Annotated in this window: 22 protein-coding genes; 7 read left to right on the top strand and 15 right to left on the bottom strand. The window is 68.4% G+C overall.

The annotated features are described in order from the left end of the window. Positions 1-52: 52 nt before the first annotated feature. Complete coding sequence (locus RJ05_RS22180; RefSeq protein WP_036540267.1) at positions 53-628, top strand: Uma2 family endonuclease; 576 nt, start codon at positions 53-55, stop codon at positions 626-628. 117 nt (positions 629-745) lie between these two features. Here RJ05_RS22180 and RJ05_RS22175 read toward each other — a convergent pair whose 3' ends face one another. Together RJ05_RS22175 and RJ05_RS22170 are read right to left on the bottom strand one after the other, a co-directional pair. Beyond that, the gene (locus RJ05_RS22175; protein ID WP_234012417.1) at positions 746-1,351 is read right to left on the bottom strand and encodes an ATPase; all 606 of its coding nucleotides are present in this window, start codon (positions 1,349-1,351) and stop codon (positions 746-748) included. 100 nt (positions 1,352-1,451) lie between these two features. After that, positions 1,452-2,012 carry a peroxiredoxin-like family protein gene (locus RJ05_RS22170; protein WP_036540256.1) on the bottom strand — a complete coding sequence of 187 codons (561 nt, stop codon included), beginning with the start codon at positions 2,010-2,012 and terminating at the stop codon, positions 1,452-1,454. A 68-nt stretch (positions 2,013-2,080) separates the two neighbouring features. On the opposite strand from RJ05_RS22170, the gene RJ05_RS22165 reads away from it, so the two are divergent. Then, entirely contained in the window at positions 2,081-2,716 is a 636-nt protein-coding gene (locus tag RJ05_RS22165; protein ID WP_036540254.1) for a TetR/AcrR family transcriptional regulator, read from the top strand. A 281-nt stretch (positions 2,717-2,997) separates the two neighbouring features. Here RJ05_RS22165 and RJ05_RS22160 read toward each other — a convergent pair whose 3' ends face one another. Beyond that, entirely contained in the window at positions 2,998-3,948 is a 951-nt protein-coding gene (locus tag RJ05_RS22160; RefSeq protein ID WP_036540252.1) for a helix-turn-helix transcriptional regulator, read from the bottom strand. A gap of 63 nt (positions 3,949-4,011) precedes the next feature. Here RJ05_RS22160 and RJ05_RS22155 point away from each other — a divergent pair, with 63 nt between their 5' ends. After that, a complete protein-coding gene (locus tag RJ05_RS22155; protein ID WP_036540251.1) occupies positions 4,012-5,160 on the top strand; it encodes an epoxide hydrolase family protein in 1,149 nt (382 codons plus the stop codon). Between the two features lie 5 nt (positions 5,161-5,165). Here RJ05_RS22155 and RJ05_RS22150 read toward each other — a convergent pair whose 3' ends face one another. From RJ05_RS22150 to RJ05_RS22135, 4 genes are all read right to left on the bottom strand, one after another. Beyond that, positions 5,166-7,181, bottom strand: coding sequence for a 5-oxoprolinase/urea amidolyase family protein (locus RJ05_RS22150; RefSeq protein ID WP_081597473.1), 2,016 nt, complete (start codon positions 7,179-7,181; stop codon positions 5,166-5,168). Continuing rightward, positions 7,178-7,798, bottom strand: a complete 621-nt coding sequence (locus RJ05_RS22145; RefSeq protein ID WP_036540249.1) for an urea amidolyase associated protein UAAP2 — start codon at positions 7,796-7,798, stop codon at positions 7,178-7,180. The genes RJ05_RS22150 and RJ05_RS22145 overlap by 4 nt, the downstream gene beginning before the upstream one ends. Continuing rightward, positions 7,795-8,550 carry a DUF1989 domain-containing protein gene (locus RJ05_RS22140; RefSeq protein WP_036540247.1) on the bottom strand — a complete coding sequence of 252 codons (756 nt, stop codon included), beginning with the start codon at positions 8,548-8,550 and terminating at the stop codon, positions 7,795-7,797. The genes RJ05_RS22145 and RJ05_RS22140 overlap by 4 nt, the downstream gene beginning before the upstream one ends. 117 nt (positions 8,551-8,667) lie before the next feature. Further along, positions 8,668-10,230, bottom strand: a complete 1,563-nt coding sequence (locus RJ05_RS22135; RefSeq protein WP_036540262.1) for an amino acid permease — start codon at positions 10,228-10,230, stop codon at positions 8,668-8,670. Positions 10,231-10,452: 222 nt separating this feature from the next. Between RJ05_RS22135 and RJ05_RS22130 the strand changes: the two genes are divergently transcribed. After that, on the top strand, positions 10,453-11,115 hold the full coding sequence (locus tag RJ05_RS22130; protein ID WP_036540245.1) for a TetR/AcrR family transcriptional regulator: 663 nt from the start codon (positions 10,453-10,455) through the stop codon (positions 11,113-11,115). 1 nt (position 11,116) lies between these two features. Here RJ05_RS22130 and RJ05_RS22125 read toward each other — a convergent pair whose 3' ends face one another. From RJ05_RS22125 to RJ05_RS22095, 7 genes are all read right to left on the bottom strand, one after another. After that, positions 11,117-12,436, bottom strand: coding sequence for a TerD family protein (locus tag RJ05_RS22125; protein ID WP_081597471.1), 1,320 nt, complete (start codon positions 12,434-12,436; stop codon positions 11,117-11,119). A gap of 48 nt (positions 12,437-12,484) precedes the next feature. Then, complete coding sequence (locus RJ05_RS22120; RefSeq protein ID WP_036540241.1) at positions 12,485-13,015, bottom strand: hypothetical protein; 531 nt, start codon at positions 13,013-13,015, stop codon at positions 12,485-12,487. Between the two features lie 77 nt (positions 13,016-13,092). Further along, positions 13,093-13,893, bottom strand: a complete 801-nt coding sequence (locus RJ05_RS22115; protein WP_036540240.1) for a family 1 encapsulin nanocompartment shell protein — start codon at positions 13,891-13,893, stop codon at positions 13,093-13,095. 3 nt (positions 13,894-13,896) lie between these two features. After that, positions 13,897-14,922, bottom strand: coding sequence for a Dyp-type peroxidase (locus RJ05_RS22110; RefSeq protein ID WP_036540238.1), 1,026 nt, complete (start codon positions 14,920-14,922; stop codon positions 13,897-13,899). A 121-nt stretch (positions 14,923-15,043) separates the two neighbouring features. Beyond that, the gene (locus RJ05_RS22105; protein WP_036540261.1) at positions 15,044-15,370 is read right to left on the bottom strand and encodes a cupin domain-containing protein; all 327 of its coding nucleotides are present in this window, start codon (positions 15,368-15,370) and stop codon (positions 15,044-15,046) included. A gap of 137 nt (positions 15,371-15,507) precedes the next feature. Then, complete coding sequence (locus tag RJ05_RS22100) at positions 15,508-16,008, bottom strand: dihydrofolate reductase (protein ID WP_036540236.1); 501 nt, start codon at positions 16,006-16,008, stop codon at positions 15,508-15,510. Beyond that, a complete protein-coding gene (locus RJ05_RS22095) occupies positions 16,005-16,808 on the bottom strand; it encodes a thymidylate synthase (protein ID WP_036540234.1) in 804 nt (267 codons plus the stop codon). The genes RJ05_RS22100 and RJ05_RS22095 overlap by 4 nt, the downstream gene beginning before the upstream one ends. Before the next feature lie 86 nt (positions 16,809-16,894). On the opposite strand from RJ05_RS22095, the gene cobF reads away from it, so the two are divergent. The 3 genes from cobF to RJ05_RS22080 are packed head-to-tail and all read left to right on the top strand — an operon-like array spanning position 16,895 to position 19,375. Then, positions 16,895-17,662: a precorrin-6A synthase (deacetylating) gene (cobF, locus tag RJ05_RS22090; RefSeq protein ID WP_036540233.1), complete on the top strand. Its 768-nt coding sequence runs from the start codon at positions 16,895-16,897 to the stop codon at positions 17,660-17,662. A gap of 36 nt (positions 17,663-17,698) precedes the next feature. Continuing rightward, entirely contained in the window at positions 17,699-17,944 is a 246-nt protein-coding gene (locus tag RJ05_RS22085; RefSeq protein WP_036540231.1) for a DUF2630 family protein, read from the top strand. 6 nt (positions 17,945-17,950) lie between these two features. Further along, positions 17,951-19,375, top strand: coding sequence for a dihydrolipoyl dehydrogenase family protein (locus tag RJ05_RS22080; RefSeq protein WP_036540230.1), 1,425 nt, complete (start codon positions 17,951-17,953; stop codon positions 19,373-19,375). 399 nt (positions 19,376-19,774) lie between these two features. On the opposite strand, the gene RJ05_RS22075 is transcribed toward RJ05_RS22080, so the two are convergent. Continuing rightward, positions 19,775-20,313, bottom strand: a 539-nt coding sequence (locus RJ05_RS22075; protein ID WP_162140638.1) for an anti-sigma factor, incomplete at its 5' end; no start/stop codon positions are given.

Raw genomic sequence — 20,313 nt, 5'->3', positions numbered from 1 at the left:
ACGCTCGACGATCACGGACGGCTGCAAACGCGGTGGGTAGGAGGTGCGTCGCATGCTCGGACCTGCTGCGGGTGCAGGCCGCTGGACGGCTGCCGATCTCGACGGTCTACCGGAGAACGGCCTGCGCTACGAGGTGCTCAACGGCCAGCTGGTCGTCAGTCCTGTACCCGAGCCGCGGCATCAAGTCCTGATACAACGGCTGCTGCGAGTTCTGGACGATGCGGCGCCGACGACGTTCGTGGCCCTCGGAGGAGTGGGGATACTGATCGGCGACGATGAGCCCATCCCCGACGTCATCGTCGCAACCGAGCCGATCCCGTGGGATGCGCGTGGGATTCCAGTCGAACAGGTCCAGCTGGCCGTCGAGGTGGTCTCCGCCTCTACGACTCTGCAAGACCGCATGGTCAAACCTGTGCTCTACGCGGCCGCGGGCATCCCCAACTACTGGCGATTCGAGATCAACTCCTTCAAGGGCCGGTTGCCAGGGGAGGAATTGCCGGTCCTCTTCGCCCACGTCCTCGGCAGCGATAACACCTACGAACAAACGCATCGGGTGCCGGCAGGGGAGAAGGTCACCTTGCGGAGCCCGTTCGACGTCACGATCGACCCGGCCGCCCTCTTGCCTTGAAGGAGGCGGATGAGCACGCATCGGTGGCACGAGGCGATCGCGTGGATCGCCGACTCCGCGCCGTTCCTGGTCTCTGCGGCGGAGCGGAGTCGGTGATCAGCTGCCAAGCCGGCACGCTTATGTGAGGGCGTGTTCCTCGGCAAAGACCTTGCGGCAGACCGGAGCACAGAAGACCCGGGTCTCGCCGTTGTGGGTGAGGGTGAATTCCGCGGTGGCGATTTCGAGAGTCATGCCGCAGACGGGGTCGACGCCGTAGCCTTCGGGGATGTCGCGGGTGTCGGCGTCGCTGTCGTAGTCGGCGGTCATCATCTTGGTGAGTTCGGTGGCGGTGGTGGTGCGGCCGGTGGTGCCGAGGTTGTGTTCGCGGACGCCGAGGATCTGTACCACGCAATGCGGGTCGTTGCGCAGGCGCTGCGGATCGCCTTCGAATTCGGCGATGGCGTCGGTGATCAGCGGGATGATTCCGTCGCCGAATCCTGGACCCGCCCATGATCCTGGGACGGTGACCCGGGCCAGGTAGCGCGGCGCGTCGGACAGGCTCGGTCCACCAGTGGTCCAGGCGGCGGGTTGGTGCACGAGGACGTGGGTGAACTCGCGGGCGCGCGCCATCACCTCGTCCGGTGCGGAATCCGCTGCGGTGATCGTGTGCAGGACGTGCGCGGCAAGGGCGTGGCCCCGCTCGCCGGTCAGGGTGGGGTCGGACACGTACAGATCGATGGTCATCATGAGCGGATCTCCTTCGGGGGCAGCAGGGTTGTGATGACGACGAGGACGAAGACCAGAACGGCGCACACGACGCGGGCGAGACGGGGACGAGCGAAGCTCACCGATACACCTCGGTCTTCGTGGCATGGGACAGGAGTTCGTCGACCGACCACTGGTCATCCGCGTGCGCCCCATGCTTGCTCGCCACGACACGGCCGTCGGGTGCGATGAGGAAATCGGCGGGCAGCCCCAGGCGTCCTCCTTCCGGCTTGCCCGGCGGCGCGATGTGACCGGGCTTCCGGGACGCACGCACCTCACGGGCGATGGCACGGAGGATGGTCGGCCATGCCCGCGGATCGAGCAGGGCGCGCGGCGCGGATTCCACACCGAACTCGCGGTAGAGACGGCGGTCGGGGTCGGCGATCACGGCCAGCGGCAGGTCGGCGGTGTATTTCAGCAGTGCCGCGGCACTGGAATGGAAGACGACGACCTCGCGGACATTCGCCGCGGTGATCTCATCGAGCCGGTTGACGATCGACCGCAGATGCAGATTGCACACCGGGCATCCGGCGAATCTGCGGAATTGCAGGTGGATCAGGCAATCGGGATCGGGTATCGGCACCGGATCGCCGGTCACGGTGACGAGCCGGCGGCTGCTGACAGTGCTGGGGAACGGCATCTGAGCTCCTTAAGTGTACAAAGTACGCCTACGTCCAAGTATGCGCGTATCGCGTACGCTGTCAATCCGTGCCCCGCCCCCGTTCCCTGACCACCGACGATTTGACCGGCGCCGCTCTCGCCGTGATCGACCGCGACGGCCTCGACGCCCTCACCATGCGCGCGGTCGCCAAGGAACTCGGCATGGCAACCATGGCCCTCTACCGCTACGTCGCCGACCGCGCCGCCCTCGAGGTCCTCGTCGTCCAGCGCATCTTCGCCGCCATCGACCTCACCCTTCCGCCCGGCCTCGACTGGCGCGACCGCATCCGATCACTCCTCGACCGCACCCGCCAGGCCTCGGCCGAACACCCCGCCGCCGTGCCCCTGATCCTGCGCCACCGCCAGTCCGCCCGCGGCTCCCTCGACCTCATCGAAGCCATGCTCTCGGCTCTCACCGACGCCGGCCTCACCGGCACCGACCGCGTCATAGCCCAACGCACCCTCATCGCCTACCTGCTCGGCTTCCTCCAAAACGAGCACTACGCCGCTCTTTCGGGAAAAGGCACCGCGGTCATGGCTGCCTTATCCCCCCAGGAGTTCCCCTTGCTCTCGCAGACAGCAGGGGACGCACAATCGGTCCCACCCGCAACCGAGTTCAACGCCGGTTTGAACGTCATCCTGGACGGCCTCGCCGATCGGGCGTCGCCACAAGATAATTCGTAGCTACGGCGTCACCGTGGCAACAAGGCGACGATGCGTACGCCGGTCCGATGTCCATTAACTTGCTCAACGGTCGGTGATTTCGCGAACCCGGCGCGAGCACTGCTCGTACTGGCGCGCGAAACGCTCCGCCTCCGGCGTCACCTCACGGCGGGTTTCCGGGCAGCCGCCGACGAGGACGGCAGCACGGGATCGGAAGCGGCGCTCATCCGGTCAACCGCCGTCCCGGCGCGCGATCACTTTCCGCTCCTCGGCGTCGATGTGGCCGGTCGCATGCGAGCGGATCACTCGACGGCCGCACTCAACCGAGCGGTGAGTTCGCGGACGCGGGCGATCAATTCCGGAGGTTCGTCGATGCGGATCGGCAGGTCGAACAGGGCCAGGTAGATCGCCAGTTCGTCGAGTGAGTTGGAACCGGTGTGCAGCAGGCAGGATTCGGCGTCGATCGGTTCGATGACCCCGATGGTGGGCGGGACGCGGTCGGCGGCGGAGTCGGCTGGGACGCCGATGGTGACCCGGGCCGGGTAGCGGTACGGGGCGACGGAGACGTTGCTGGAGACATAGCCGGCGAGGTCGATGTCGGGGGCCTCGCGGGGCGTGAATCGGGGGCCAGTAGGAGTGCGGGGCTGTAATCGGTCGACGCGGAAGGTGCGCCAGTCGACGCGGTCGACGTCCCAGGCGACGAGGTACCAGCGGCGGCCGGTGTGGGCGAGGCGGTGTGGTTCGGTGAGGCGCACTGTCGTTGTGCCGTCGTGGCTGCGATAGTCGAAGCGCAGGCGGTGCTTGTCGCGGATGGCACCGGCGATAGCGGTGAGGACATCGGGGTCGACCGTTGGGCCACCGGCGCCGACACTCACCGTCGCCGCGAGCAGGGTGCGCACCCGATGACGCAACCGGGAGGGCAGCATCTGCTCCAGCTTCGTCAGCGCCCGCAGCGAACTGTCTTCGATTCCGGAAATTGTCCCGCCGGCCGCGGTGCGCAGGCCGATCGCGACCGCGACGGCCTCGTCGTCGTCGAGCAGCAGCGGCGGCAGTTCGGTGCCCGCGCCGAGCCGGTACCCGGCGACCCCGCGGGCCGCTTCGACCGGATATCCGAGGTCGCGCAGCTTGTCGATATCGCGGCGCACGGTGCGGATGTCGATCCCCAATTCGGCGGCCAGGCCGGTGCCGGTCCATTCGCGATGCATCTGCAACAGCGACAGCAGGCGCAATAGCCGCGCCGAGGTTTCCCGCATATTTTGCAGTCTGCCGCACAGTTAGGGCGGAAGCTGCCCTAACTGGTTCCTACGGTAGTTCTCATGACCATCACCCCGTTCCGGATCGACATCCCGCAGAGCGACCTCGACGACCTGCACCGCAGGCTCGACGCCACCCGCTGGCCCGCACCGCTGCCCGGCGACGACTGGGACACCGGCGTGCCCACCGGCTGGCTGCGTGAGCTGGTCACCTACTGGCGCAATGACTACGAGTGGCGGGCCGCCGAACGCACACTCAACGCATTCCCGCAGTTCACCACCGAGATCGACGGGCAGCGGATCCACTTCCTGCATGTCCGCTCGCCCGAACCGGACGCGTTGCCGCTGATCCTGACCCACGGCTGGCCCGGTTCCATCGTCGAATTCCTCGACCTGATCGGCCCGCTCACCGACCCGCGCGCCCACGGCGGTGACCCGGCCGACGCGTTCCATGTGGTCATCCCGGCGCTGCCCGGGTTCGGGTTCTCCGGTCCGGTCGCCGAGGCCGGCTGGACGGTCGAGCGGATCGCGGCGGCCTGGGCGGAATTGATGTCGCGGCTCGGCTATGAGCGCTTCGGCGTGCAGGGCGGCGATATCGGCGCCGCGGTGAGCCCGGAGGTCGGTCGCGTGGCACCGGACCGGGTGGCGGGCGTGCACGTCAACGGCGGGGTGGGCGACTTTCTGCCGCTGCCGCTGGCGGAGGAAGAATTGGCGACGCTGACCGACCTGGAACGTGACCGGGTGCGCCGCACCCAGGCGTTCATGCGGGAGGAATTCGGCTACATCTCGATCCAGTCGACCCGCCCGCAGACCTTGGCCTACGGGCTGGTCGACTCACCGGTCGGCCAATTGGCCTGGATCATGGACAAATTCCGGGAATGGACCCATCCGCGCCCGGTGAACCCGGACAAGATCATCGACCGGGACCGGCTGCTGACCAACGTGATGCTGTACTGGCTCACCGGCACGGCCGGTTCCGCGGCCTACGTCGGATACGCGCAGGACGCACCGTGGGGTGCCGAGAAACAGAATTCGGGGGTGCCCACCGGGGTGATCGTATTCGCCCATGACGTCGCGATCCGCAAGTACGCGGGCGGTGCCGACACGATCACCCGGTGGATCGACGTCGACCGCGGTGGTCATTTCGCCGCCCTCGAGGAGCCCGTGCTCCTCACCTCCGATATTCGGGAGTTCTTCCGCGACCTGCGCTGACCCGCTCAGGGCAGCGCCTCCGCGAGCTCGCCCGCCGTACGCCACGACTGGCGTTCGGCGGCGAAGGCCTCTGCCTGCATGGCGCGGAATTCGGCGATGGAATCGGCTTCGTCGGCGAGGAAGCGCCGGTAGTCGGCGAGGCGGAATTCACCGTCGTCGGTGCGCAGACGCACGTTCCCCGACGCGAAATCGGCGCGCAGGTCCAGCAGTTCGTCCGGCTCGACCGGATACCAGCGGATCCGATCGAAATATCGGAGAAGCCAAGGCGTTCCGGTGCCGCGATGGTTCCACACCTGGGTCGTGCGACCGACGAACTGGTATCCGCCGGGACCTTCCATCCCGTAGATGCACAGGTAGGCGCCGCCGATGCCGACCGCGTTCTCGGGCGTCCAGGTGCGGGCCGGGTTGTATTTGGTGGTGACGAGCCGATGCCGCGGATCGGTCGGAGTCGCGACCGGCGCACCGAGATACACATCGCCGAGACCGAGCACGAGATACTCGGCGTCGAAGACGGTGCGATAGACGTCCTCGACCGAGGCCAGGCCGTTCATCCGCCGGATGAACTCGATATTCCACGGGCACCACGGTGCGTCAGCGCGGACTCCGTGCATATACCGGGTGATCGCCTCCCTGGTCGACGGATCGTCCCAGGACAGCGGCAGATGGACGGTCCGGCTCGGCACCACGAGCGCGTCCGAGGCGGGCAGCTGTTGTTCGGCCTCGGCGAGCAGATCCAACAGCATCCGCACCGGCAGGACCGCGGGATCCACCTTCACCTGCAGTGACCGAACACCCGGCGTCAGATCGACGATCCCGCGTGGCGCGAGCTCGAGTAGGTGCTCGTGCAGGGCGTGCACGCGGGCGCGCAGGCCGAGATCCAATGTCATGGCGCCGTATTCGATGAGCACGCCGTCGTCGCCCGCGCGCCGGTAGGTGACGGCGGTGTCGTCGTCGGCGTCGGTGCGACGGAGGATGCCGTCGTCACCGTCGCCGCCGGTCGACAGCACCGGCTGCCAGCCGGCCCGTCGAGCCGGGCCGAGTGCGGACATCGGCGCGGCGCGCTCCGCTCGGATCGGCACGAACCGGACCGAATCGCCCGGGCACAGCTGTCCGAGCTTCCACCGATCCGCCGCGATCACCGTGACCGGGCAGACGAAGCCGCCCAGACTGGGACCATCCGGACCGAGCAGAATCGGGGTATCGCCGGTGAAATCCAGTGCGCCAACCGAATAGGGCGTGTCGTGGATATTCGACGGATGCAGCCCGGCCTCGCCGCCATCGGTGCGCGCCCACTCGGGTTTGGGCCCGATGAGCCGGACGCCGGTGCGGTCGGAATTGAAATGCACCTCGTAATCGGTGCCGATGATGGTGTCGAAGTCGGCGCGCGTGAAGAACTCCGGTGCACCGTGCGGGCCCTCGGTGACGGCGAGTTCCCAGCGTCGCGACATGACCGGCCGATCGTCGGCCGGTACCGCGGTGGCGCGGGGTGCGTGACCAGGCCCCAGGGGCAGCAGTTCGTCGGCTTGCAGCGTCCCACCGGTGCTGCCGCCGAACTTGCCGAGTGTGAAAGTGGCCGAGCTGCCCAGGTATTCGGGTAGCGCGAAGCCGCCCGACAGCAGAATGTAGGCGCGCAGACCGGGTCCTCGGATGGCGCCCACCTCGAGTACGGCGCCCGCGGGGACTTCGATGGTTCGCCACTGCCCCACCGCGACACCGTCCACGGTCACCTGCGCCGGTGCGCCGGTGACGCACACCCAGGTCGCCGCGGAAAACCGCAGCGCCGGGCCGGTGAGAGTGCACTCGAGCCCCGCCGCGCCCTCGGGATTGCCGAGCACCCGGTTCCCGAGCCGGAACGACACATCGTCCATCGGACCCGACGGTGGCACCCCGACATGCCAGAACCCGATACGTCCTGGCCAGTCCTGCACGGTGGTCATCGCACCGGGCCGGACCACCTCGACCTGGTGGACCGGCGCCGTGGCGTCCGGCGTGGTGACCGGAGCGGGCTCGAGGATGGTCATCGCGACACCACCATGCGGACCGGCGTCGGCTCGAAGCCGTTGCAGGGGTTGTTGATCTGCGGGCAGTTCGACACCAGCACCAAGGTGTCGGTCTCGGCGCGCAGGGTCACCCGTTTGCCCGGCGCGGACCGGCCGTCCACGATGCCGAGGGTGCCGTCGGCCTCCACCGGCACGTTCATGAACCAGTTGATATTCGACACGAGATCGCGTTTGCCCAGGCCCCAGCGCATGCCCTCGGCGAGGAAGTTCTCCACGCAGGCGTGTTGATGGCGGGTGTGGTGGCCGTAGCGCAGGGTGTTCGATTCCTGGGAGCAGGCACCGGCGAGGGTGTCGTGGTTGCCCACCTCGTCGGCGACCACCGTCATCAGGCGGGTGCCGTTATCGGTACGCAGCACGCTGCCGGTGGTGAGGAAGATATTGCGCTGAGCGGCGACGGTGGCCTGCGCGCTGTAGCGGTCGGCGTGATCGTCTGCCGCGTAGAGCAGGCAATCGACGGCTTGGTTGCCGTGCAGGTCGATGATCTCGAGGTACTCGCCGGCGTGGACGATCGCCGACCACGGCGCGCAGGCCTCGACCAGGTGGTCGCTGAGGATGGTGCGAGACAGGGTGTCGGTCATGCGATGTCCTTCGCGTCGAGGGCGGCCGCCCATGCGTTTTCGGTGTTCTCGACGGCGCGGCGGTATTCGGGATCGGTGTTGTGCATTACGCCGAGATCGGCAGGGGCGGGCCACGCCAGCACATCGAGGTCGGTGACCGGCCTGCCGTCGAGCGCGTGCGCGGCGTTCGCGATCAGCACGATGAGCGGAAGATGGAGGATCAGCTCGACAGCGGCACCGGGTGCCCGGTTGCCCGTTGCCGTGAGGCCGCCGTCGTCACCCACCCGCACTCCACGGAAGAGCGACACGGGCGCTGCGATATCGCGTGGGGCCAATCCCTGCTTGGCTCCGGCCATGCGCAGCAGGCTCCGGCCGGAGTCCGAGGGACCACACAGCGCGTCGTGGCTGCCGGAATCGTCGGTGACGATGGTCGCGAGCACCCGGCCCTGGTCCGACAGCAGGGGATGACCGGGGCCGAGATAGGCCTGCCAGGGGACCTTCATGGTGTCGGCGACATTGAGCCGCTCCCACGGCGCACCCGCCCGCGCGAGCACCACATGGGCACAGGCCGCGCCGTCCGGATCGGCCAAACGAAGGCGGGTGCCGCGGCCGAGCACGACGTTGGTGTAGCCGTCGGCCGGGACGCGCTGGGCGAAGGTGAGAGACTCCGGGTCCAGGCCGGGTGGCAGGTCGGGTCCGGCGACGGCCGCTGTGGCCGCCTGGGCGCGGGCGTGGGCTCGGGCGCCGCTGGTCGATGAGGTTGTTCGAGTCATCGCTTCTCCTCGATAGGGATCGCGGGTAGTGGTGGGCAATTCGAGGCAGGATCGCCGTATTGGGCGAGCGGACAGTGGGTTCGGCTGTAGGTCGTTCACGCGAACGGCTCAGTGCGGCTATCGGGTCAGCGGTTCAGGCGTCGCTTCGGTGGTCAGGGGTGCGGCGACGGCACCAGAGCGACCGACAACCCGATAGACCAGCGCGCCCGCCGCGAGCGTGGCGAGCACGAACAGCGGTGCGGCCCAGCGCATCACCCAGGACCCGCCGTCCGGCGTGTACACCTCGGCCCTCGGCCAGGCCAGATTCACCACCATCGCCACGCCCCAGAGCACCGCGAGCACATTCACCGGAATTCCGAAGCGGCCGAGCGTGAACAAGCCGGTGCGCGCGCCCGCCTGCTCACCGGATGGCCAGCCGAAGCAGCGGCGCACCAGTAGCGGCGCCGTCACCAGGAGATAGGCGAGATACAGCGTCACGATGCAGACGCTGGCCAGGGTCGCGAAGATGGCCGCGTTGCCGAGATTCACCAGCAGCAAAGCGATGGCGAGCACACCGAACACCACCGCGGGCAGTACCGGCGTGCCGAAGCGGGGGTGCACAACCGACAGCGCACGGGCGAACGGCAGCTTCCCGTCGCGTGCCATCGAGAAGATCAACCGCGACCCGGCGGTCTGAATGGCCAGCGTGCACACCATGATCGCGATCGCGACACAACCGAGCAGCACCTTGCCCGCGGTGCTGTTCAACTTGGCGGTGATCACGTAGGCCAGCCCGTCCGCGGCCAGGGCGCCGTCGGACAGGCTCGGTGCGGCCATCAGCGCGCCGAGCAGCATCAATCCGCCACCGATCGCCGAGACCGTCAGGGCGGTCAGGATCATCCGTGGCGCGACCCGGCGCGGGTCCTTGGTCTCCTCGGCGAGCTCACCGGCCGAATCCAATCCGATCATGACGTAGGCCGCCATAAGCCCGGCCACCAGGAACGCCGCCCAATACGGCCCGGGCGCGGCGTGTTCGGTCTCCAGGACAACGCCCGGACCGCGTTCGGTGTCGGCGAAGAACAGCGCGATGATCGCCAGCACGCCGACGATCTCGATGGTGACCCCGATCGAGTTGATCCGCGCCATGAGATCGATGCCGATGACATTGATCAGCGTGGTCAGTGCCATCAACGCGGTGCCGAGCAGCACCGCGTTCATCGCACCGGACGACGAGGTGAGCGCGGTGTCGGAGCCGATGATCTGGAATCCGCTCCAGATCGAGGGCAACACCACCTGGAGTGCGATGGCCGCCGCGGCCGCGGTGACCACCCGCGCGATGATCATCAGCCATCCCGCGAACCAGCCGACGACCGCGCCGCCGAGCCGCCGCGACCACTGATAGATACATCCCGACAGCGGGTATCGGGCCGCCAGCTCGGCGAAGTTCAACGCGACCATGAGCTGGCCGAGGAACACGATCGGCCAGGTCCAGAAGAACGCGGCACCGCCGAACGAATATCCGAAGCCGAAGAACTGGAAGATCGTGGTGAGGATGGAGACGAACGAGAATCCTGCCGCGAAGGAGGCATAGCGCCCGAGCTTGCGGTGCAGGACGGGCTGGTAGCCGAAATCGGCGAGATCGGCACTGTCGGAGCCGTGATCGGGCGGATCGGCGGGGCGGGTGTCGACTGTGGTGGCCATGTGCGGATGTCCTTCGGCGAGCGCCAATAACTATCAGTCGATAGTTTTGCGGCCGCGATCGCGCTTTCGGTGACCTGCGTGTATCGGTTGGAGGTCCCCCGGTAACTTCTGCGTTTCCGGTTTTTCTATCGAATGACAGAAACCTCACTGTCGGGCAGTACGCACCGCGAGCGGGCTGCTCGCGTGCACGGGCCGCGGTCGCCGCGATGCGAGAATGAGGACGTGGTCAATCTCGGTCCAGGACGTCCGCGCGTCGAGCAACGCTTGCGCCGGGGCAGCACACCGCGTGCGGAAATCCTCGACGCCGCCGCCGAGCTGTTCACCAGCAACGGCTACGGCAGCACCTCGACCAGGGGGATCGCCGACGCCGTCGGTATCAGGCAGGCCTCGCTGTACCACCACTTCGCCGCCAAAGACGACATTCTCGACGCGCTGCTCGCCGAAACCATCGCCGCGCCATTGGCTTTGGCCGCGCGGCTGCGCGAGACGGACGAGCCTGCACCGGTCCGGCTGTATGCCCTGGCGTGGTCGGACGTGGATCAACTCTGTGCGTCGCGGTGGAATCTCGGTGCCTTGTATCTACTACCGGAGCTGCGCGGGGAGCGCTTCGCCTCGTTCCGGCTGCGGCGCGACGAGCTGCGCACCCATTACGAACAGCTGGCCGCGGAGGTGGTCGCCGAGGCGGGGTCGGCCGGTGTGCCTTCCGCGACCACCTTGCCGTTCCGCATGGTCGAAACCGTGATCAGCATTCGGTCCGATCACGGCGCCGCGCCGGCGAACGCCCGCTCGGACATCTCCGACGCGGTGCTGCGCGTGCTCGGCTGGCCGGGTCCGCTGGACTCGGTACGGGCCGACGCGGGTGCCCTCCTCGCCCGGATCGGCTGACTCAGGACTTGCCCTTGGCCGGGACCCACGACAGGCCCCACCCATAGGCCTGGTCGACGGCCTTGTTCACCCACCGTGGCGGGTCCACCGGCGGCTGCACGAAGACGCCCTCGCGCCGGACGACGAGCTCGCCGCCGACATTCTCGATCAGCGCCAGCACAATCGCCTTCGAATTGTCGGTGCAACCGCCGACATTCATCTCGATCGGCGGCGATCCCACCGGATACAACGTCGCCGTCGCCTCGACGCCGCGAAGGTCGGGCGCGCCCGCGTAGATCGTCGCGTACACCAGCAGGCGGCGGAAATCGGCGGTGTGATCGAGGTTGATGTCGAGATTCTCACCCGTGGCCGCATTGCCGGTGCGATCGTCCTTGTCCAGCCGCACATACGGTTCGGCGTCGAGGGAGCCGAAACTGCCCACCGCGTGCACGAGCCCCTTGTTGCCGTTGGCCAACTCCCACATACAGCACAGATCGAGGTCGATGGCGGTGCCGCGGCGGGTGCCGAACAGCCCCTGCTTTCCACTGGACCAGTTCAGATTCACCCGCATCGTGCCGCTGGTGGCGCCGCGCTTGGTGAGCGAGACGGACGGGTCGTCCTTGGTGAGCGACAGTTTCGTCATGCTGATGGACCGATTGCTCCCGCGAGTCTGCGTGGGAGCCTGCATCGCGCCCGCGGGCGGAGGTGGGGGCGCAGGTGTGGGGGCCGGCGGAGGCACTGGTGTGGGGGCCGGCGGGGGCGCAGGTGCGGGCGTGGGTGGGTGCGCAGGTGCGGGTGTCGGCGCGGATCGTGGCGCCGGGGCCGGATCGTCGTCGACCGAGATGCCGAAATCGGTGGCGAGGCCGGAGAGTCCGGTGTCGTAGCCCTGCCCGACCGCGCGGAACTTCCACCCGCCCTGCCTGCGGTAGAGCTCGCCGAGCACGAACGCGGTTTCGCTGGTGGCGCCGGTGCTGTCGAAGCGCGCGATCTCGGTGCCATTCGCGGAATCGAGCAGTCGCACGTACAGCCCGTGGAATTGGGCGAAGGTGCCGCCGTCGGCGGAGGCGGCGATGACGACGGAATCGATCTGGGGTTCGACCCGATCCAACTGCACGGCAAGCACATCGATGACCTGCGACCCCTGCTGCTTCCCTTCGTGCCGCACCGCCCCCGACGGATGCGCGGGCTGGTTGTAGAACACGAAATCGTTGTCGGACCGGACCTTACCGCCGGCCAGCAGCAAGGCCGATGCATCCGCGTCGGGAACGCCGGGCCCGGATCGCCATCCCAATTCGACGCGAACCGCGGCCTGTGGAACAGCGACGTTGGCGCCCTTCATCATCGACACGATTGCCAACGTATCCGAGGACGGTGCACCCGGCCACTCACCTCAGTGCGTAGGTGGCGCGATATTCCAGTGCTCGTGCAACGCCCCCGCGATCTCCGGCAACACCATCACCGGAATCTTCTTGCGGCGCAGCATGTTCCGAATCTGGTCCACCTGTTCCCGTTTGCGCATGTCGTAGGCGCTCGACACCGGGCCGCTCACCGGCGGGATCGACAGCAGCACGAGTTCGCCGTGTTCTTCGTCGCCGCCGACCAGATCCAGCGCCAGCGACCAGCGGGCGCGCTCGTCGAGGGTGAAGCGGCCCGCGACCACGCGGTCCCAGTCGATGCTGGTTTCGGCCCAGGGGGTGCGGCGATAGATGGCGCCTTCGGTGAGCACGACGGCGTCACGGGTGAACAGCGCGACGAGCACCGCCACACCGGCGATCGCACCGGCCAGCAGCCCGGTGAACACGCGGTTCATCCCGAACGCGGCGATGGTGCCAAGGCACAGCGCGACCGTGACCGCGATGCCGAGCACGCCGTAGATCATCGCGCGCCTGGTGGGCACCACGCCCGCGTGCACCAACGTCATCTCGTCTCCGTCCGCTACCGCAACTGGCTGGTCAGGACCATACTGCCGTGGCGCGGACGTCGCCACCAGTAGACCGCTCAGGCTTGTAGCGCGACGGCCGCCTCGGCGGTGTAGACGAGGAAGGTCAGGCTCTGCTGGAAGTACAGCTGGACCGATTCCGCGTCGTGGCTCAGGTAGCCGATCGAGAGATCCTGGCCGATCTGGAGATCGAAATCGCCGCCGCGCGTGGTGAGCACGAACGCGCCGTCGATGGCGGGCGCCCAGATGATCTCGCCCTCGGGGATGAGGCGCTCGATGTGGGTGCGGATGGGATGCCCGTGGTCGGAGGTCTCGCTGACGGCGGTGTAGAGGTCGGCGCTCAGCAGCACCGAATAGGGACCGTCGACACCGGCCAGGCGCAGTTCGCTCAGGGCCTGGGCGACCGCCTCGGGCACCAGGCGCGGATCGCTCGGCACCGCGACCGGCTCGTTCGATGCGCTGGCCCGGATGCCGGTGATGTTGGCGGCCGGGTAGCCCTCGAAGATGGCGCGGTCCTCGGCCCAGGCGATGCGCTTGGCGGCGTCCTTCACCGGATCCAGGTCGGCGTCTTCGGCGCCGCGCTCGACATTGTCGAGTTCCTCGCGCGAGAGCGTGAACGGCACCCGCAGTTCCACCAGCGGTGCGACCAGTCGCTGCCGGGCCTGCACGCCGTCGTCGGGGGCGGCGATGGGCGCGGTGCGGCCGAGGCCGACGGCGGAGTAGTCGGTGCCGTGCGGACCGGACAGGTCGACGACACGGCGGCCCGCGATATGCCGCTTGAAGGTACGGGTGGCCTCTTCCTCGATCGCCGACCAGGCCTCGGAGGTGATCGGCGCGAGTTCACGATGCAGGTTGTTCATGTCTTAACTGCTCCTTTTCAACGTGCCGATACCGAGAGAGCCGTCGGCGGCAGGTGCGGCGGGGGTGGCGTCGTCTGCCGGTGACGCCCCTGGTGGGTCGGGCAGATCGTCGAGGAAGTCTTGGGCGGGAACGAAGAACAGGCCACCGGTGACGGCGGTGGAGAAGTCCAGTATCCGGTCGTAGGCGGCCTCGTCGGAGCCGAGGAACATGCGGATCAGCATCTGCTCGGTGACGCTCGGCGTGGCCGAGTAGCCGACGAAGTAGGTGCCCATCTCGTTGTCGCGGATGCTGCCGAAGGGCATATTGGCCCGCAGGATCTGCCGTTCGGTGCCGTCAGGGTCGACGATGGTGTTCACCGCGACGTGCGAGTTGGCCGGTTTCACCTCATCGGGCAGCTCGAAATCGTCGAGCTTGGTGCGCCCGATGACGCGTTCCTGCTCCTCGACCGAGGTTGCCGCCCATTCGCTCATCTTGTGCACGTATTTCTGCACGATGACGTAGCTGCCGCAGGTGAAATCGGGGTCCTCGTCGCCGACCAGCGCCACCCGGCCCGCCGGAGAACCGGCGAGCGCGCCCTCCGGGTTCTCGGTACCGTCCACGAAGCCGAGTAGATCGCGCTGTTCGAAGTAGCGGAAGCCGGTGGTTTCGTCGACGATGGTCGCCGCGCCGTCGAGCCGTTTGCCGATCGCCATGGCCAGCTCGAAGCAGGCGTCGTGCACCTCTGCTCTGATGTGGAACAGCAGATCACCCGGGGTGGCCGGGGCCTGGTGACGCGGGCCCGCGTACCCGGGGAACTCGTGCAGCTCGGCGGGGCGTGGACCGGAGAAGAGCCGGTCCCATGCCTTCGAGCCGATACCGACGATGCAGGTCAGTCCGGCGCCGGGCAGCCGGAATCCCACCGAACGGCGCAGGCCCGCGAGATCTGCGAGCAGGTCGCGCACCGCCGCTTCGCCACCCTCGTCGATGGTGGCGACGAGGAAGATCGCGGACGGTGTGAGCGGTTGGAGGATCGGCTGCGGCTCACCCATGATCGACAAGCCTAGTAGCTGCGAGCGTGCTGACCGCAGCGATTGGGCGAGGGCGTGTTAAGGCTCACCCGGATCATGGGCCGCGCGTTGCTGTTTCGTAAGCCTCACCTACGGCGGCGCGCTATTTCGCGACGGTCAGCAGAAAGGCCACGTCGTCGACGGCTTTGACGCTGTGCCTTGCCTTGGGGACCACGAGCAGATCGCCCGCCGAGCCCTTCCATTCGTTGGCGCCGCTGATCAAGGTCAGGGTGCCGCTGAGCACCAGCAGGGTGGCATCGCCGAAGTTGTCGTGTTCGGCCAGACTCTGGCCCGCACTGAGACCGACGACGGTCTGGCGCAGTGTTTGCGCGTGGCCGCCGTAGATCGTTTGCGAGCTACGGCCGCTCGTGGCTGTAGCGGCCAGCTTGAGTTGCTGGCGAGCTACCGCGGTCAGCGATTTCTTGTCCATGGACTGCCTTTCGCAGATCACACCCGGAACAGGGCTGGTGTTCGGGGCCGATATCGCTGAGTATGCCCGACCCGTCACCGGCGCTCGGGCGTTTTGCGTCGGTTGCGCGGTCGAAGCGGGACTGCCGTGCGCGGTATTCAGCGGCGTCGGGTGAATCTGCGGATCCGGTAGCGGGGGCCCGCACTCGACTGCTGCCACGGCGTGTCGGCGTCGGCCTGCCAGTGCGAGTCGACCGACGGTGCGTAGGCGTCGCCCGCGACGGCCAGGTCGATCTCGGTGACCAGCAGCTCGGTGGCGTACTCCATTGCGGCGCGATAGATTTCGCCGCCGCCCATGATCCACACATCGTCGGGTGCGGTGAGCGCGAGCGCCTCCGGGAGCGACGCGCTGCGTTCGGCGCCCTCGGCGGCCCAGTCCGGCTGTCTGGTCACCACGATATTGCGCCGGCCGCTCAGTGGACGGAATCGCGGCGGCAGCGAATCCCAGGTGCGTCTGCCCATCACCACCGGATGGCCGAGGGTGACCTGTTTGAAGTTGGCCATGTCCTCGGGGACCCGCCAGGGGATGCGGTTGTCCACGCCGATCACCCCGTCGGGGGTTTGAGCCCAGATCAGGCCGATGACGCGTGCCGAACTCACACGGCCACCGGGGCCTTGATCGCCGGGTGATGCTTGTAGTCGACGACCTCGATGTCGTCGTAGCTGTAGTCGAACAGCGACGCCGCCTTGCGCAGCTTCAGCGTGGGGAACGGGTACGGTTCGCGGGTCAGCTGCTCGGTGACCTGCTCGACGTGATTGTCGTAGATATGGCAATCCCCGCCGGTCCAGATGAAATCGCCCGGCTCGAGCCCGGTCTGCTGGGCCACCATCTGGGTCAGCAGCGCGTAGCTGGCGATATTGAACGGCACGCCGAGGAACAGGTCGGCGCTGCGCTGATACAGCTGGCACGACAGCTTGCCGTCGGCCACGTAGAACTGGAAGAACGCGTGGCACGGCGCCAGCGCCATCTTGTCCAGCTCGGCCACATTCCAGGCCGTCACGATCATCCGCCGCGAATCCGGATCCTCGCGCAGCGTGCGCAGCACCTGGGAGATCTGATCGATGTGACCGCCGTCCGGGGTAGGCCACGACCGCCACTGCACGCCGTAGACCGGGCCGAGCTCGCCGTCCGGCGCGGCCCATTCGTCCCAGATCGTGACGCCGTGCTCGCGCAACCAGCCCACGTTGGAATCGCCGCGCAGGAACCACAGCAATTCGTAGACGATCGACTTCAGGTGCACGCGCTTGGTGGTGATCAGTGGGAACCCGGCCGACAGGTCGTAGCGCAGTTGATGTCCGAAGACGCTGCGAGTGCCGGTGCCGGTGCGATCGGATTTCGGCGTACCGGAGGTGAGCACCTGACGGAGCAGCTGTTCGTACTGGGTGTCTGGGGTGGCCACGCCCTCGACCTTACTTCCAGCCCGGCCGCGGGGCGGCGACCCCCGGCGGCGTCGGTGCGCTCGACCGGGCCCCATAGGCTCGCCCCATGCGGAAGCTGTACGTGATCGGCATCGGCGCCGGCGACCCGGACCAGGTGACCGTGCAGGCCATCAAGGCCATGCGCGAGGCCGAGGTGTTCTTCGTGATCGGCAAGGGCGCCGAGAAGCAGGAACTGGTGGATGTGCGCACCACCATCCTGGCCGAGCACATGGATCATCCGTATCGGATCGTCGAGATCGCCGATCCGCCGCGGGCGCGCACCCCGATGGACGGCGCGGACTACCGCGAGGTGGTCGCCGACTGGCACGAACGCCGCTCGCTGCTGCTGGAAGCGGAGTTCGCTCAGGTCGAGGGGGTCGGCGCGATTCTGGTCTGGGGCGACCCGTCGCTCTACGACAGCACCCTGCGCATGGTCGAACGGGTGCTCGCACGCGCGACGATCAGCTTCGACTACGCCGTCATCCCCGGCGTGACCAGCGTGCAAGCTCTGGCCGCCGGCCATCGGACGGTGCTGCACCGGGTCGGCGAACCGGTGCACATCACCACCGGACGACGCCTGCGTGACGAGGGGCTCGGCCCTGGATCGACGGTCGTCATGCTCGACGGGGACTGCGTGTTCACCGAGCTGCCCGGCGATACCCGGATCTGGTGGGGCGCCTATCTCGGCATGCCCGATCAGGTGCTCATCGAAGGGTCGATCGCCGAGGTCGGAGCGCAGATCACCGAACGCAGGCAGCGCCTGCGCGCCGACAAGGGCTGGATCATGGACACCTATCTGTTACGCGCGCCCGAACCAACTGTCGACAGCGAATAAGCCTGATCAGCGGCGCGGGTCCGTAGAGTGGGCAGTATGACCGAACAGGACATCCTGGGGCGTATCAAGGAATTGGTCGAGCAGGAGCACAAGCTGCGGTCGCAGGCCACGAGCGGCGAGCTGGATCCGAAATCGGAGCGGCAGCGACTGGCCGAACTCGAGGTGATGCTCGACCAGTGCTGGGATCTGCTGCGCCAGCGGCGCGCCCGCATCGATGCGGGTGAATCGCCGGATACGACGCAGGTGAGTTCGCCCCGTCAGGTCGAGGGCTACCTCCAGTAGCGCCCCGTGCAGACCACCGAATTCGACGTCATCGTCATCGGCGGCGGACCGGCGGGGGAGAACGCCGCCTCCTACGCCATCGCGGGTAGCGATCGCACCGCCGCGATCGTCGAGCGCGAACTCGTCGGCGGCGAATGCTCGTATTGGGCGTGTATCCCGAGCAAGGCGCTACTGCGGCCCGGACATGTGCTCGGCGGCGCCCGCGCCATGCCCGGGGTGCGCGCCGACGGACTCGATGTGGCCGCGGTGCTGCGTCGCCGCGACGAATTCGTGCACAACCACGACGACTCCGCACAAGCCGATTGGGCGCACGACAACGGCATCGAAGTAGTGCGCGGTGCGGGCAGGCTGGTCGGTGAGCGGCTGGTCGACGTCGGTGACCGCACGCTGCGCGCCCGGGAGGCGGTGGTTCTGGCGACCGGCACCACGGCCAACATCCCGGACGTGCCGGGACTGCGGGCCGCGCGTCCGTGGACCTCGCGCGATGTCACGAATCTGGCCGAAGTGCCGCGACGGACACTGATCGTCGGCGGCGGTGTGGTGGCCTGCGAGGCCGCCACCTGGCTGGCCGCGCTCGGCTCGGTGGTCACCATGGTGGTGCGTGGTGGTTCCCTGCTCGGGCGGGTCGAGCCGTTCGCTCGTGAGCGGATCGCCGAGGCGCTGACCGAGCGCGGGGTCCGGATCCGCTTCGGCGCCGAGCCGGTGCGGGTGACGCGCCCGCAGGTCGGCGAGGCCGGCGAGGGGCGGGTGCACGGCGGGCCGGTGACGGTGACCGTGCGCGACGGTAACGGTGAGACCGAACTCGAAGTCGATGAGATCGTGGTGGCGGCCGGCCGCAGCCCCGCCACCGGCGACCTCGGGCTGGAATCGGTCGGCCTGGCGCCCGGCTATGTCGAGGTCGACGATCAGCTGACGGTGCCGGGCCTGCCCTGGCTCTATGCCGTCGGCGATGTGAACCATCGCGTCGCGCTCACCCACATGGGCAAATACCAGGCCCGCATCTGTGGTGACGTCATCGCCGCCCGCGCCGAGGGCAGGCCGGTGACCGGCCCCCGCTACGCCGCCACCGCCGACCACGCGCAGGTACCGCAGGTCGTCTACACCGCTCCGGAGCTGGCCTCGATCGGGCTCACCGAAGACGCCGCGCGCAAGGCCGGTCATGAGGTCGACACCGTGGAACTCGATATCGCTGTCGCCGGATCGGCGCTGGCCCGCGACGATTTCGCGGGACGGGCGAAGCTCGTCATCGACACCGCCGCCGGAACACTGCTCGGCGCCACCTTCGTCGGCCCCGAGGTCGGCGAACAGTTGCACGCCGCGACGATCGCGGTGGTCGGCCGGGTCCCGCTGGACACCCTGTGGCATGCGGTACCGGCGTTTCCGGCGGTGAGCGAGTTCTGGTTGCGGCTGTTGGAGGCCTGGCGGGCTTGATCGGGAGCCGGTAGCTGCGCGGTCGCCCGGGGGACGCGGCCACCGCGTGCCTGCGCGTGTTGGACGCCGCGGCCACCGCGCACAAGGCGGCGGGTGCGGGAGGCGTCAGGACGGCGGCCCCGTGGCGCTTGGATCAGCGGCCCGAGGGTCGGCCGCGCCCCGGATTGCGCCGAGCGGTAGGCGGCGGGCGCTGACAACGCGGGCGCCTGGTGCGGACCAGGGGTGTCAGCGCGACGGCCGCGTGGTGTTCGGACACAGCGGGTTCGGGCGTTGGCGGCCACTGCGACATCACGGGCCGCAGCCGGCCCGGTGTAGCGGACAGCGAAAGCCGGTCGTCCAACGCCGCTGCGGCGCTCGCCCGAGCATCGGGCAGCGTGGACCGCGGGCGATCGGCTCGCGTCAGCTCAGTGGCAGCGCCGCGATCGGGTCCGTGGTCGGGCCCGGTGAACCGCCTGCGGGTTCGACGGTCATCGCGAGCTGATCGGAGGGGGCGAATTCGGTGACGTAGGGCGCCCCGGCGGTCGGCAAGTCGCTCAGCACCCCGGCCGAGCGTGGTACCCCCTCCGGGCCGATCAACCAGAGTTGATGGGCAGAGCCCGCCGGGGGTGCGGGTACCGCGTCGAAGGTGATCGCGACGGCATCCAGCTCGTCGGAGATATGTGCGATCAGGGTGCCGCCGGTACTGACCGGGCTGGTCGCGGTACGCGCATCGGGTTGTTGCAGCACCTGGTCGGCGGTCACCATATGAGTGGGTGATTGCTCCGCGGTGCGTTGCCCGAGCACGGCGGCGCCGATCGCGACGACGGCGGCAACCGCGGCAGCGGCGGCGACCCATCGCATGACCTTGCGCCGGCGCAGCCGCGCGGCCGCGAGTTCGTCGGTGCCGCCGTCGTCGCCGGCGCCCTCGTGCGGCTCGGTGCCTGCGGGCGTACCGAGCC

The organism is Nocardia cyriacigeorgica NBRC 100375 (assembly GCF_000308555.1).
GTDB classification, from domain to species: domain Bacteria; phylum Actinomycetota; class Actinomycetes; order Mycobacteriales; family Mycobacteriaceae; genus Nocardia; species Nocardia cyriacigeorgica.
The sequence above is the reverse complement of the archived record's forward strand: the minus strand, read 5'-3'. Positions and strand labels throughout refer to the sequence as shown.

Bases quoted from the DNA above. Each gene is read 5' to 3' on its own strand.
- RJ05_RS22180 (WP_036540267.1), top strand. From the start codon at position 53: ATGCTCGGACCTGCTGCGGGTGCAGGCCGCTGGACGGCTGCCGATCTC.
- RJ05_RS22175 (WP_234012417.1), bottom strand. From the start codon at position 1,351: ATGACCATCGATCTGTACGTGTCCGACCCCACCCTGACCGGCGAGCGG.
- RJ05_RS22170 (WP_036540256.1), bottom strand. From the start codon at position 2,012: ATGCCGTTCCCCAGCACTGTCAGCAGCCGCCGGCTCGTCACCGTGACC.
- RJ05_RS22160 (WP_036540252.1), bottom strand. From the start codon at position 3,948: ATGCGGGAAACCTCGGCGCGGCTATTGCGCCTGCTGTCGCTGTTGCAG.
- RJ05_RS22155 (WP_036540251.1), top strand. From the start codon at position 4,012: ATGACCATCACCCCGTTCCGGATCGACATCCCGCAGAGCGACCTCGAC.
- RJ05_RS22150 (WP_081597473.1), bottom strand. From the start codon at position 7,181: ATGACCATCCTCGAGCCCGCTCCGGTCACCACGCCGGACGCCACGGCG.
- RJ05_RS22145 (WP_036540249.1), bottom strand. From the start codon at position 7,798: ATGACCGACACCCTGTCTCGCACCATCCTCAGCGACCACCTGGTCGAG.
- RJ05_RS22140 (WP_036540247.1), bottom strand. From the start codon at position 8,550: ATGACTCGAACAACCTCATCGACCAGCGGCGCCCGAGCCCACGCCCGC.
- RJ05_RS22135 (WP_036540262.1), bottom strand. From the start codon at position 10,230: ATGGCCACCACAGTCGACACCCGCCCCGCCGATCCGCCCGATCACGGC.
- RJ05_RS22125 (WP_081597471.1), bottom strand. From the start codon at position 12,436: ATGATGAAGGGCGCCAACGTCGCTGTTCCACAGGCCGCGGTTCGCGTC.
- RJ05_RS22120 (WP_036540241.1), bottom strand. From the start codon at position 13,015: ATGACGTTGGTGCACGCGGGCGTGGTGCCCACCAGGCGCGCGATGATC.
- RJ05_RS22115 (WP_036540240.1), bottom strand. From the start codon at position 13,893: ATGAACAACCTGCATCGTGAACTCGCGCCGATCACCTCCGAGGCCTGG.
- RJ05_RS22110 (WP_036540238.1), bottom strand. From the start codon at position 14,922: ATGGGTGAGCCGCAGCCGATCCTCCAACCGCTCACACCGTCCGCGATC.
- RJ05_RS22105 (WP_036540261.1), bottom strand. From the start codon at position 15,370: ATGGACAAGAAATCGCTGACCGCGGTAGCTCGCCAGCAACTCAAGCTG.
- cobF (WP_036540233.1), top strand. From the start codon at position 16,895: ATGCGGAAGCTGTACGTGATCGGCATCGGCGCCGGCGACCCGGACCAG.
- RJ05_RS22085 (WP_036540231.1), top strand. From the start codon at position 17,699: ATGACCGAACAGGACATCCTGGGGCGTATCAAGGAATTGGTCGAGCAG.